This is a genomic window from Streptacidiphilus melanogenes (assembly GCF_000787835.1).
Taxonomy (GTDB): Bacteria; Actinomycetota; Actinomycetes; order Streptomycetales; family Streptomycetaceae; genus Streptacidiphilus; species Streptacidiphilus melanogenes.
This window is the reverse complement of the sequence record NZ_BBPP01000070.1, coordinates 12559-25510: the sequence shown is the minus strand read 5'-3', so window position 1 is coordinate 25510 and position 12952 is coordinate 12559. Positions and strand designations below refer to the sequence as shown.

Below are 12952 nucleotides of genomic sequence, written 5' to 3'. Positions count from 1 at the left end.
GCGAGGACTCGCGCCCATCCGTGACTCCAAGAACCCGGCCGGTCCAGTGATCAACTTCCAAGCCGAGGCATGGTCCAGTTTCGTGGACGCGATACGACGCGGCGAGATCACTCCCCCGGACACGGACACCTTCCAGTCGTAGCGCGGACGCCCCAGTCCAACTGGCAAGGTGCTCAGCCTGTTTCTAGTCGACGAAGAAGGACGCCATGCTCGAACACCTGGCCGCTCAGGGATGGCGCAAGAGCAGCCACAGCGACTCCGGGAACGAGTGTGTGGAGGTCAACACCCCCCCCCGCTCGAAAGTGTGTACGTGCGCGACTCGAAGGATCCAGATGGTGCGATCCTCCGATTTTCAGCAGCAACCTGGACTGACTTCCTGACCTGCCTGTGCGAGGGCACCCTCATCCACATCGACGCAAACGTGCCCCCTCCCGTCACGACAGCACCGAGCATCCGGTGACGCGCTCCTCGGCCGGAGCCGTCCCCGCCCGAGGAGCGAACATGACAAGCGTGACTCCGCTGTCCCCGACGAGGGTCCAATGAGCAACAGCAACGAGGGCCGCGCCGAGGGCCACGGGCAGGTGTTCCAGGCATCCGGGGACCAGCACAACATCACAGCCGCATCCGTCTATCTCGGCTTCGCCGATCCCCTCACCGCGCCTGGGCCGGACTCCGTACGACATCCCGCAATCGGAAGGACCCCAGTCCGTCTGCGGGATCGGGAAGAGCTCATGGCTCACCTGCGCGCCGCGCTTCAGGCCGGATCCGGGGGTCAGGTCGCGGGCGGCCAGGTCTTCGTGCTCCACGGGCTCGGAGGCTGCGGGAAGACAGCGGTCGCTCACACGCTGTTCCAGGAGGCCACCTCAACCGGCGAACGGATCGGATTCTGGGTCAACGCCTCCGACGACTCCTCCCTCCGGGCGGGGATGCTCGCCGTAGGGGCGGACCGAGGCGCCGGCGAGGAGAAGCTGTCCAACGTGCGCAGAGGACTGCTGCCCGGGGCCGACCTGGTCTGGGGTCTGCTCGATCGCTCCGAGCACCCTTGGCTGCTGGTGCTCGACAACGCAGACGATCCGGCGACCCTGCGCAACGGCACCTGGCTGCGGTCCAGCCCGCGCGGCATCGTCGTGGTGACCACTCGCCAGGCGGCGACCCGCTGGTGGCCTGGAGCCGAACTGCACCAGGTGGGAATGCTCCCCGGCTGGGCCGCCGCGCAGGTCCTGTGCGACCTCGCGCCCCACGCAGGCGGCATTGAGGAAGCCACGGCCGTGGCGGAACGTCTGGGACGACTCCCGCTCGCCCTCACCCTTGCCGGCGGCTACCTCGCCAATCAGATCATCTCTCCTTGGAAACTGAGCGACTACCGGGACCATCTGGACGCCTCGGCCCACGGGACACAGATCGACCTACTCGACCGAGGCGCAGACACCGCCCCCGAGGCCCGGCACCTCGTCAGCCGGACCTGGCAGCTGAATCTCGACGCCCTTGCCCGCCAAGGGGTCGACTCCGCAGGCACGCTGCTGCGGCTGCTGGCCTGCTGGTCCAGCGACCCCCTGCCGCTATCGCTCCTCGCCGGCGCCCGACTGGACCCCACCGCAGCACCGGACGATCTGGAGACCGCCCTGCGCGGCCTGCTCGACCAGTCGCTCACCAACCTGATCCCGGGCGCGCCGCGTTGCCTGCAGACACACCGCCTTCTTCTCGACGCCGTTGCCTGGAGCACACCACCCGACCAGCACGACTTCCTCGGCCGCCTCGCTGCATCGCTCCTGACAGCCCCGCTCCCCGAAGTCCCCGAGCGCTCCCCCGCCGATCCCCGGCTGACCCTGCTCGTGCCGCATGTCCTCGCGCTGCTCCGTCGCCTCTCCAGTTGGGGCGGCGTCCAGGATCACACCATAGAGGCCGCTGCCACGGTCGCCTTCCGACTGGTCCTCGGGCTGCACCGCAGCGGCGACTACCTGTCCGCGCTGAACCTCGCCACTGACGCCACAGCCCTCATCCGGCTGCTGCTACCCGACGATCACCCTGCCGTGCTCCGGCTCGATCAGCGCGTCGGCCGAGCCCTCCAGCGGCTCGGCCGTCTCGAGGAATCCGTGGCAGTCAATCGACGGGTACTGGAGCAGTTCCAGCACACCCTCGGCCCGCATGCGCCCGACACCCTCGAAAGCCTTCTCGGACTCGGCGTGCCGCTCTGTCTTCTCAGCCGTACCGACGAGGGCATCCCCCTCATCGAGAGCGCCATCGCCGGGCTATCCACAACATTGGGCTCCAGCCACCCGTCCACTCTGCTGGCCAAGGCAAACCTGCTCGAAACAGCCACCGCGCCCACACTGTCCGCTGCGTTGAACGACGGCCCCGCTCTTGTGGCGCGATGCGTCCAGGACCTCGGCCCACTCCATACGGTCAGCCTGTCAGCCGAGCTCAGCTACGCCAACGCCCTTTTCCGTTCCGGACATTACGAAGCAGCTCTCCCCGCCGCACATTCCAGCCTCGCTGCCCACGAGGAGCGCTTTGGCCTCCAGTACCCGATCACCCTGGCCGCACGGTCTCTGGTGAGTCGCACGCTTCTCGCGCTCGGCCGCTCCACCGAGGCAGAGGAACACGCTGCCCTCGTACTGGCGGGACGCCAAGACGCACTCGGACCTGAGCACCCATGGACGGCGGCTGCGCAGAACCATCTCGCAACATGTCGAGCCGCAGCCGGAAAGCACTGAGGTGCCGCGCACAGGAGGCCTGTTGCACCGTCGAATGCCGGGACTACCCGCCGAACGCCCGCTGCGCCTCTCAGGGGCAGACTGCTTCAACTGCGGGCGTGCCAGATTGGCCGAATAGTGTCCTGCACACGTCACCTGATCGTGCTTATCTGCTGCGGATGCCGTTAGTAGTCGCACAGTTGCGGGGGGTCAGATTGAAGCAGGCTGCACAGGTGCTCAAGGATCTGTCGCACTCCTCCAATATCTCGGTCAACTCCAGCGCCGGCCTGGCGGGTAGCGTGGAAGCGGCTGCCGCTGAAGTCGACCGGGCTCGTGAGGAGAAGGCCAAGAGCGACGGCAAGGCCGCGGCTGACCCTCCACGACGCAAGCCTTCGCTCAGTCCGATCCCGGAGGCGGAGCTGGATCGGACACTTGAACTCGCTCCCTGGACTGTCCTGCACTCCTTGGGCCGAGCCATGGCGCTCTCCCATCAGGGTGCGGGACGCGGGCTCGCAGAGCACTGGGGGTGCCTCAAGTACACCCAGGCGCTTGTCGGCGGCCTCGGCTCCTTCCTCGCCCTCTCGGACGAAGGCCGCGACGCTGCCGAATACTACAAAGCCCTGCAGTCACGGGAGCTCGGATTCGGTTTCGCGTGCACCCTGTCTGAAATGCTGCTGCGTCGGCAGTACCCAACCCACTCCGTCTCGATCGTCCCCGCCGAGACCGCGCTCCGGGCCGGTTGGGCCCTGACCGGTAGGGACAAGGGTCCGCGATCCGGTGGCTCGCGGTATCGTCCGCGGTTCTTCGCGGAGGTGTGGCGGCCTGGGGAGGCGTCCAGGGTCATCCCGATTGCGTGCAAGGGCAATCACAGCGATGCTGCGACTTCCCACGAACAGCTTGCATCAGCCTCCGCTCACGTCGAGGCCGTGCACATCGGGGACTGGAACGAGACGCCGGCCTTGGTCTTCAGCACGGAGATCCCGACCGAGGGGCCGCTGACCGTCCATGCGCTCCAGGCCAAGGGGACGGGCGGTTGGCTTCAGCCGCTGACCCACGACGAGTCGGTCGCTCTGAATCACGAGGTGCAGGAGCTGGCGATCTACCCTGGGATCCGGCCGCCTGCCGACGAGGGCGCGGAGGGCGATCCCGAGCCCGGCTACCAGGTCCTTCCCCCGCACTTCTCGTGGTTCACACGTGTTCTCGGGCGCACCAGTGCCGCCGGGATCGCAGCATTCGCGGGCGACGGAGAGACAACCGCACGGTACCTGACTAAGCGCCAGGGCAGGCAGCGCTTCACCGGCGCCGTGCACGCCGCAACCGGCAGCGTTCAGGATGCTGCGTGGAACCTCCTTGACGCCCCGTACGTCGGCACTGACCACGTCTTTCGACTGAACGGGACCCGCGTCGAGGCGTTCTCCGGCGTGGAGGCAACTCTGCTCGGTCACCTCGCCACGGGAAACGTGGAGGAGTACCGCCACCTTGTGCACGCCCGCCGGTCGGACAGTCAGCATGTCGAGTGGGACCCGGACTGGCGGGGGCCGGTGTCCGTGCACAGCGACGGCTCCGTGCTGGCCCTCCGGGTTCTGCCTCAACCGCGCACACGCGCTCGCAAGGCCCCGGCCAGTTGACGCCGGTGCGCGCACGCGGTCATCGGACCAGACATAGGCGCTCAGATCACCCGCAGTGGCAAGGCCCTTGCGACGCACTTCGAGAACCAGGCGGAAGAAGATGACCGAAGCACCCGATCAAAGCCACCGCCTGTCGCTGGAGGTTCTTGCAGGGGGAGACGCTCTGCGCCAGGAGCAGCTCACCGTGGATCTGCAGGGGGAACTGCGGAAGGCTGACGGCTGGGAGATCGAGTTCCGTGAGGGGTTTGCACCGGACTCCGACGGCCGCAAGGGGATCGGCTCCGGGGACCTCAGCCTGTGGGCTGCCTGTGCCGCGGCAGCCCGGCCGGCAGCCAATGTCCTGGTCACCCTGATCAAGGAGTGGTGCGCCAAGGAGCGCCACCGCAAGGTCGAGATCACCCTCGGGGACGACTCCGTGGTCATCACGGGCAAGCCGGATCCGGCCCATGAGCGCGTCATCGACTCGATGCTGGCAAAGATGCGTTCGGCCCAGACGCCCAGCGAAGGGGACGGCGAGGAGTGACCCGCCTCATCCGCCGCCGCGCCCTGCTGATCGGCAACGAGCGCCACGACGACGGCCGCTTCGGCCCCCTCCCCTCCGCCCACGCGGACGTGTGGGGTCTGGGGCAGGTGCTGCGCCATCGCAACATCGGCAACTTCGTCTCGGCCGACTCCATGACCGATCTCACGGCCGACGAGATGCGCGACGCCATAAGTGAGTTCCTCGAAGCCTGCGAGCCGGACGAGTTGGCGCTGCTGTACATCTCCGGTCACGGCGTCCGCCGAACGGCCTCGGGCGGAGAGTTCTACTTCGTGGCAACGGACACGGACTACGACCGCATCGAGGAGACCGGGGTCAGCGCCGGGTTCGTCAACGAGCGCCTCGAAGCGTGCTGGGCTCCCCAGAAGATCGTCATGCTCGACTCCTGCCGCAGCGGCGGATTCGCGGTCGGTCTGCGCACCTCCAATCGACTCGCCCAGGACGCCGCTGCCAAGTCGGAGGAGCGCGCACCGATCACCAGCCGCGGTGTCTACGTGCTCTCCTCGTCGCGGGCGGGCGAGGATTCGTTCGCTGGAACGGTGAGCGCGGAAGCGGTCAAGCCGTCTGTCTTCACTGCTGAAGTGATCGAGGCCCTGCGCACCGGAAAGGTGGGCAAGGACGGCACGGGCGAGATCTCCGTCGACGAGCTCTTCGAGTACGTCAACCGGCGGATGCGCCGTTTGGACAACGGCAGGCAGGTACCTGTGAAGTCGGCGCAGGGCGTGGACGACACGATCATCCTCGCCGCCTGCCCGCTCGGCAGCGCGCCGATTCTCGTGCCCCTGAGCGGCAAGCCCACGGCTCCGTCTGAACATCCCACCAAGTCAGCCGGACCCAAGCGGGTTTCGTCACAGCCGTCGTGGACCGACATCATCGGCTACTACCGCGAATGCATCCTGTCTGACGAGGCCGACGCACCCCTGATGCCCGTCGACGAAGCCGGCACGTCCTACGTATGCCTGTCCGGAGCAGAACGTCTGCTGTCCGGGGACGTCGACGGCGACAACTGCATCAGCCTCCCCGATGAGGCAGTACCGCTCCTGGACGCAGCCGCCGAGCAGAACGCCGAACTGTGGGCCGGCTACCCCGCGATCCTGCTTCACGGCCAGCGAGGCCGGCGTTCCTGGCGGTCTCCCAAGTTCGCGCCCCTGCTGATTCGCCGGGTGGAGCTCGTCCAGGACAACGGGGCAACTCGCCTGAAGCCGTATGGCCCTGTCCTTCCGCACCCTCGTCTGGCACGGGACTGGCTGGGCGAGGAGGAGGCCGCTCAACTCGCGGAGACCTACCAGCCCACCTGGCACCGCGGGCAGCACGACCGCATGGCGGTCGACATCCGTAACCTCCTTGCCCAGGAGTTCGAGCTCCCCTGCGTGCAGGAACTTCGACCGGACCAGCTCGCAGAGAGCATCGACATCGACACCCCAGGGCAAGGAGCCCGGAACGCCGCGGTGCTGTTCCTGGCGCCCTCGGACACCAAGGCCACCAAGAAGCTGCTCGACGATCTCGGCGCCATCGAGAGCCGTGCCGCCCACATCAAGTCCACAGCCCTTGCCGCGCTGTCACCCGACCCGGCCGAGCGCACCTCAGCACTTGCTCTGACCGAGGCGGAGCCGCAACACCTCGTCGCCCCTCTCTCGTGCAACGACGGCCAGGAAGCCGTCCTGCGGTCCGCGATGACCCGACGCCTTACAGTCGCGACGGGACCTCCTGGAACCGGAAAAAGTCAGCTGGTCGCGAACCTCGTCGCCACGGCCGTGGCCAACGACCAGTCCGTCCTCGTCGCCTCGACGAACAACGAGGCCGTGGACGAAGTCTGGCGCCGCTGCGAGCGACTCGTGCCAGGCAGCGTCGTCCGGACGGGCTCGGCATGGGCCAAGACCATGGACTACACCGAGGCCGAAGGCACGGCGCTCCAAGCGCTGCGGGCGGCCCCCGCGCCACTGAGTAACGTCCCCACTTTGAAGATCGATGCCGCCACGGCCGGCGACGCCTTGACGCGCGTCGGCAAGGAGTTATCCCGCATCGCGGAGGCGGAACGCCTGCTGCTCGCGGCGGGCGAATCGCGCGAGACGTATGCGGCCCAACTACACACCTCCGTCAGTGAACTGCTCGACTTCCTGGCACCGGGACAAGACCTGGAAAAGGTCAGGCGGAAGACCGACCGCCTGGCCCGAGCGCGGGTCGCGGGCGAGTGGAGGCGCCGGCGCTACCTGCGCCGAGTCGGCGTGGACCCAGGTGATCAGTCGAGTGTCGCCTGCCGCGCCCTTGCCGGATTCGTGTCCGCTCACGCCAGGTGGCTTGCAGAGCTTGCACCCGCCACCCGGACCGATGATCAGACCCTGATCGCGGGACTCCATCAGGCCGAACAGCGCACTCAGGCAGCCTCCCAGGCACTACTTGAGGCCGTGGTCCGCACCAACGCGCGAAACGGCCGCCAGAGAATCGCGGCACTGCTCACGGCACGCGACAGCGGACGAAGCGACTGGGCGGCAGTGAGGGACGTGCTGCCTGCGGTGAAGGGCTGGGCCGTCACGAACCTGTCAGCGAGGCGCTTCCCGCCGGACGCCGCGCTCTTCGACCTCGTGATCATCGACGAGGCCAGCCAGTGCGCCATCCCCCACGTCCTCCCGCTCCTGTTCCGGGCCCGGCGCGCCCTGATCATCGGCGACACCATGCAGCTCGCCCACATCGCGAAGGTCGGCCCGGAACGCGAAGCACTGATCCGGCGAACTGCAGGCTTGCGGTCCTCGTGGTTGGAGAAGCACCGGCTGGCGTATCGCCGACACTCGGCCTTCCATGCCGCCGAGCGCGCGTCAGGTGGAAGCCTGCTCCTTGACGAGCATTTCCGCTGCCATCCGAGGATCGCGGCCGTCTCGAACGAGCTCTTCTACGACGGAGGACTGACCGTCCTCACCGACATTCGTAACCGACCGTGCCTGCCTCGCCCCGCCATATTCTGGGCCCACGTCCCAGGGAGGGCAACGCGACCGCGCAACGGCGGGTCATGGGTCAACGACGATGAAGCCCGGCAGGTAGACAGGTTCGTCGCCAGCTTGCTGGCCGAGCTTCCTCCGGAAGCCACGGTCGGCGTCGTCACCCCCTTCAAGGCACAGGCTACCGAGCTTGAGAGGCAACTCGCCGGCTACGGAACCGACCGCCTCCGCGTAGGGACGGTCCACACCTTCCAGGGCGGCGAGCGCGACGTCATGGTCTTCTCTCTTGTGGCCGGGACCGGCATGAGTCCCAGTGCCATCAGTTGGGTCGACAACCAGCTCAACCTCTGGAACGTCGCCATTACCCGGGCTCGCTCGCATCTGATCGTGGTCGGAGACGCGGAACTGTGGCGGAAGCGCGGCGGGGTCGCCACCACGCTCCTGGACGCAGCCGGGACCGAACCGCCCGCAACCACCGACACGCCGGTTGAACTGCTGAAGCGGCTCTACCAGGAGCTGTCTACACGCCCGAGCGTGAACGTGGCCCTCGCCGAGACCGTCAACGGCCACATCGCCGATGCTGTCATGCGGCACGATGACGGCTCCACCACCGCCGTGCTGCTCGACCCTGGTCCGCAAGAAAGCGACAACGGAGCCCATCACCTCCGAGTGAGCTTGCACCGCCTGCGTCTGCTGGAGGGCGGCGAAGCCGATGCGCGGGCAGTTCGCTGCCCGGCCTGGCGACTCTTCGACGTCGCGGAACGCCCGCGCCCAACGAGCGAGCACATAACGGGAGGCTGATCAGGCGGTCATCCGTCATGCCTAGGCGAGTTGCCCGCTCAGCTGCGGGCCGCAGCCGCGGTCGAGTCGGTGCAGGGCTGTTTTGGGCCCGCAACGGTGCGCAGGGCGAGGTCCCCAGTAGGAACGCGCGTCAGAGCCTTGGTCACGGGGTTCCAGAGGGCGACCTCGACACCCTGTGTATCGAACGTCAGCAGTGGTGTCCGCGTGTTCAGAGGGTCTCCCTGATAGGGAATGGAGGGCGACAGGGGCTCCGCACACACATACTCCGGCTGCAGACTTCCCCAGGCTGCCGGTGTGTCATATCGCGCCCGCGCGACTGCCGCGGCTCCGGTCCGGCTCCCTGACTGCAAGGCCGCCACGACGGTCAGCGCAGCGAACACGAGCACCATCGGCACGGCGATCAGGTACCCGAGGTCCACATGGAACCGGCGCGCGATGCCGACGTACGCCAACACAATGCTGCAGCCCAGCGTTCCGACCGCAATTGGGCCTACTGCCGGGGCCAGGTGCGAAAGGCCGGAAGAGGAGACATCGTCGACGCTCATGCCGAAGGGGGCAAGGTACTGCTCGTAGCCGAGACGAGCGATCTGCGCAGTCACGACCGGGATCATTGACAGCGCGAGGGGAATAGCCGCGAGGAGGACCTGCTTCCACCCGGCACCCCGAACCAGGTCACGCAGGCCGAATGCGATAACGGCAAGGAGGCCGAAACCTGCGAGCTGCGTCCAGCCGATCCGTCCGTGACTCGCGATGCCAGTCCAGGCTCCGAACCCCACACAGACGGCGGCCAGGACCAGAGCGAGGGTCATCTCTCCGCGAGGGTTGTGGACCTGGCGTGTCATCTGTGCCCATCGCAGTACCGGATAGATCGCACTCACCAGCGCCAGGCCGAAGAGGAGCAGACCCACGGCGCCGAGCCAACCGCTCGACCACCAACGCTCGGTGGCCACGATCATCAACAAGCCGGCACAGGGAACCACGGCCGCCCACAGCGCTCGCGACTTCGCAGCCCTTACCGCGTACCGCCCCGGGCTCGGGTGGTTTGACCGGGCGGTGAAAGCAACCGGCCGGAGCTGCACCGGCTTGCTCCGTGCTGGGGCTCCAGGGAGGGCGTCTCGGCGCCGCAGCTCTTCTTGCGCGTGAATCAGGGAGTGCGCGTTGATGATCTCCCCGGTGTCCAACTGGCCTACTCTCAGACGCAGCTCGTCCATTCGCCGCAGGAACCTGCTGCTACGAGTCGGCGGCTGGTGGTACACGCGGAAGGTCAGAGCGTGGACGGCCTCCGGTTCGAGCACGCGCGCTCCCCGGCAGTGCACGGCGGTCCCGTACGCGGCGGCGCGGTTGTTCAGTCGCCTTTCAGCTTCGGCCGCAGCCCGGGCCGTGGCCCCCGGGAGCGGGATGTCCACCTGCCAGTGGGAACGCAGTTCGCTCTCCCCTGGTCCGATGACGGCTCCCCGTATCGAGGCGTCCGGCGTACAGTCCCAGCCCACCGACTCGAATGCCTTCACGAGTTTCCTGGCTCCACTCGGGTGGACCGATATCCACACCCGCACCAACACATCGAAGTCGGTCCCGGGAATCACGGCATCCTTCTGCTCTGATCCGCGGGTCATGCGTGCGGCCCACGCGCGACGGGCGCGAATCGTGTTGCTCGGCCGTCCTCTGGTCATTGAGCGTCATCTCCACTGTCTGCCGACCTGCGTCGGCAGTCTGCTTGTCCAGCACCGGGGAGCGCCAGCCATTTCCGCACCGTCCATCCGTGCCGGATCCGCTGCCCGCCGATCCGGCCTCACCACACCTCGGACATCCTGGACGGCGCCCCCGCCATAGTCGCCGCGGCAGCAACGGGCCGCAGCCGTCGACACCGCGCCAACTGGCGTGCCGGTCCGAGGCACAGAGGTGGACCGCCCGCAACCCGCCTCCCTCCTCGGCTGGTCGGACCTCGACGCGGGCCATCGCCGTCGGCCCGCCACAGAGCGGACAGCGGTCGGCCGACCGCTGGTGCAGGTCCCACGGTGTGCTCGGCTGCCTGGCCACGAAGAGAAGGATCCCGTAGTTGAGGACGACCGGCACGATCACCGGCCGGGTCACGACGAGGACGAACAGCGCGACGGACCAGCCACAGCCCAGCAGCGCCACCAGAGCCCGGAAGGACACCCCGGACCACGTGCTCGCGACCTGGTGGGCGACCGCCCGCAACGGCAGTTGCACGGCGGCGGCCATCAGGCCGTACTCCAGCACGTACAGCGCCAACCCCCCAGGCGCCGAGTACCAGCGGAAGGACGACCAGGACCGCCAGCCACACCAGCACGAACGTGCCCAGCGCGCGGATCACTGCCGGTCCCAGTGGGAGGCACCGACGTACGCAACCGGGTCGGCGTTCTGGTCACTCGGGCTCCCGCCGGGGGCGCAGGACGCAACGCCACGGACCGCCATGAATCCAGCGCGAGCAGGCGACACCGGCCAGGACCGGGCCCACCAGGTAGCCCAGCATCATGAGCAGGACCGTCGCGGGCGAGATCATGACGTAGGCGACGCCAGGCGAGGCCAGCCACGCCAGCGTGGCGTAGGCGGCGATCACCAGCGTCCACGCGAACCAGGCTCCGAGCACCACGGCGCAGCCGCGCCCCAGCAACGGTCCGAGGTTCATCGTCCTGCCCTCGTCCGGTGGTAGACGCAGGCGACGCAGTCGTCGGGGTCGCCGACCGTGGCGACGAGGACGAATCCGTGGTGGTCGCGGCCGTAGTCGAGCGCGTAGCCCTGGGTACCCAACTCGATGACCGCCGTGGCCGGGATGTCGGCGTTGCCGAGGCCCGGGTCCTGGTGCCAGTGCACCGCGCCGCTGACGGTGCGCCCCACGTCGAGAGCGTCGGCCGACACGTCGACCGGGAAGCGCTGAACCCGCCCCGTGAGGTCGGCGGCCAGGTCCAGGGTGGTGCGCGGGCACCCGCTGTCGGCCGTCCAGTGGCCGACGAGCAGGCTCGCCAGCACGGGTCGGTCGAGCGGTTCGACGCCGACGCCGGCCAACGCGCATCCGGTGGTCGACGCCGCGGCGGCGAGGGGGACGGTGACTCTGAGGGCCCACCACGCCAGGCTCTTGTTCCCCTTCATCGTCCGCCGCCGAGTGGCGTCGCGGTGTGAGCCGTCACGGCCGAGGCGATCAGCCCGAGCGCCAGGCCGGCGGCGGAGACGCCCAGCGCGAGCCCGATCCAGTCGGCCGGGGTCGTCGAGTCCATGGAGAGGACGACCAACAGGCCGAGGCCGTACGGCACGAGGCTGATCAGCTTGAGCAGCACGCCGCCGATGTAGTGCCGGCGACGGATGAGCGCCGTACCCCCCACGCCGAGTCCCGCTTGGGGCAGCAGCCAGAACAGGGCCGCCAGCAGCAGCACCCCCGGGTAGGCCAGGGAGGGGCCGATGAAGATCAGCGGCAGGCCGACGCACCAGAACGTGGTCGTCCGGGCGAGCCCCACGACCCACCGCTCGCAGGCCCGCTCCTGCCGGCCCAACGCCACGCCGTAGGCGACGGCCGCGGCGAACACCGTCAGCGCGCCGTTGACCGGCAACGGGACCCCGACCGCGAACAGCGCCAGGCCGAGGAGGAGGGAGAGGCCGAAGCCCTCGCCGAGGGCGCGGAGCGGAAGGTCCGTCATGTCGGCGCCGGTGACCGGCGGTGGTGGCCACGCTTCGCTGGTGCTCATCCTGTTTGCCTCCGACGGCCGCCGCGCCGGAGGGACCGAGCTGTTGGCTCGGTCAGTCCGTGGCGCGCCGCCTGCGCTTGGTGCCGCCCTCGGGCTCCGCCTTCGCGGCGGTGGGACGGGCGACGGTGGTGGTCTTGCCGATGGTCGGCAGGACGAATTCCTTGATCATGTCCACCGCTTCGCGGACCAGCGGGCGGAAGACCCGGTAGCGCGACAGGGTGACCAGCTTGGCGACGAACGGAGAGCAGCGCTGCACGAAGGCACGGGTGCGCTCGGTGTCGTCGGTGCGGTCGAAGACCCAGTACAGGACGACGACCATGAGGTGCAGCCAGAGCAGGTCGGGCAGCAGCTCGTCCAGCTCCGGGTCGATCTTCGGGCCGAGGTCCGAGCCGTCCAGCACCTCGCGGAAGAGCTGAACGGCCGTGGCGCGGGCCGGGTGGGACTCGTTGGAGAAAGGGCTCAGCGCGCTGTCCGGATCCGCCGCGGTCCGGAAGAACTGCGCCGCGAACTCGTGGTACGGCGCCGCGCAGTCGATCCACGACTCCAGCGCGATGGTGAGCCGCTCGGAGAAGTCCCGCCGGCCCTCCATCCGGGCCCGGGCATCGACCAGATGCTCACGGGTCATCCGGTCGTAGAATCCCTGAATGAGGAATTC

General features: G+C 68.4%; 12 protein-coding genes. 7 read left to right on the top strand and 5 right to left on the bottom strand.

Going from position 1 to position 12952, the window contains the following annotated elements; all coding sequences use genetic code 11:
• The first annotated feature begins 16 nt into the window (after window positions 1–16).
• From TR49_RS42195 to TR49_RS37330, 7 genes are all read left to right on the top strand, one after another.
• Entirely contained in the window at window positions 17–142 is a 126-nt protein-coding gene (locus tag TR49_RS42195) for a DUF397 domain-containing protein (RefSeq protein ID WP_268874158.1), read from the top strand.
• A 64-nt stretch (window positions 143–206) separates the two neighbouring features.
• Window positions 207–380, top strand: coding sequence for a DUF397 domain-containing protein (locus tag TR49_RS42190; protein WP_369405367.1), 174 nt, complete (start codon window positions 207–209; stop codon window positions 378–380).
• Window positions 311–460 (top strand): DUF397 domain-containing protein, encoded by a 150-nt coding sequence (locus tag TR49_RS46930; RefSeq protein ID WP_369405366.1) that lies wholly within the window; start codon window positions 311–313, stop codon window positions 458–460. Before TR49_RS42190 ends, TR49_RS46930 begins: the two co-directional genes overlap by 70 nt.
• A 79-nt stretch (window positions 461–539) precedes the next feature.
• Window positions 540–2714 carry a tetratricopeptide repeat protein gene (locus TR49_RS37345; RefSeq protein WP_042390397.1) on the top strand — a complete coding sequence of 725 codons (2175 nt, stop codon included), beginning with the start codon at window positions 540–542 and terminating at the stop codon, window positions 2712–2714.
• A 212-nt stretch (window positions 2715–2926) separates the two neighbouring features.
• Window positions 2927–4321: a hypothetical protein gene (locus TR49_RS37340; RefSeq protein ID WP_236653708.1), complete on the top strand. Its 1395-nt coding sequence runs from the start codon at window positions 2927–2929 to the stop codon at window positions 4319–4321.
• Between the two features lie 100 nt (window positions 4322–4421).
• The gene (locus TR49_RS37335; RefSeq protein ID WP_042390394.1) at window positions 4422–4844 is read left to right on the top strand and encodes a hypothetical protein; all 423 of its coding nucleotides are present in this window, start codon (window positions 4422–4424) and stop codon (window positions 4842–4844) included.
• Entirely contained in the window at window positions 4841–8596 is a 3756-nt protein-coding gene (locus TR49_RS37330) for a caspase, EACC1-associated type (protein WP_042390392.1), read from the top strand. The genes TR49_RS37335 and TR49_RS37330 overlap by 4 nt, the downstream gene beginning before the upstream one ends.
• Before the next feature lie 38 nt (window positions 8597–8634).
• Here the strand turns inward: TR49_RS37330 and TR49_RS37325 are convergent, their stop codons facing one another.
• From TR49_RS37325 to TR49_RS37305, 5 genes are all read right to left on the bottom strand, one after another.
• Entirely contained in the window at window positions 8635–10266 is a 1632-nt protein-coding gene (locus TR49_RS37325) for a hypothetical protein (RefSeq protein ID WP_160311701.1), read from the bottom strand.
• A 716-nt stretch (window positions 10267–10982) separates the two neighbouring features.
• Window positions 10983–11246: a hypothetical protein gene (locus tag TR49_RS37320; RefSeq protein ID WP_042390387.1), complete on the bottom strand. Its 264-nt coding sequence runs from the start codon at window positions 11244–11246 to the stop codon at window positions 10983–10985.
• Complete coding sequence (locus TR49_RS37315) at window positions 11243–11707, bottom strand: hypothetical protein (protein ID WP_042390386.1); 465 nt, start codon at window positions 11705–11707, stop codon at window positions 11243–11245. Before TR49_RS37315 ends, TR49_RS37320 begins: the two co-directional genes overlap by 4 nt.
• Window positions 11704–12297 (bottom strand): hypothetical protein, encoded by a 594-nt coding sequence (locus tag TR49_RS37310; protein ID WP_042390384.1) that lies wholly within the window; start codon window positions 12295–12297, stop codon window positions 11704–11706. Before TR49_RS37310 ends, TR49_RS37315 begins: the two co-directional genes overlap by 4 nt.
• A 52-nt stretch (window positions 12298–12349) precedes the next feature.
• A partial coding sequence (locus TR49_RS37305) for a hypothetical protein (RefSeq protein ID WP_042390382.1) occupies window positions 12350–12952 on the bottom strand: 603 nt, incomplete at its 5' end.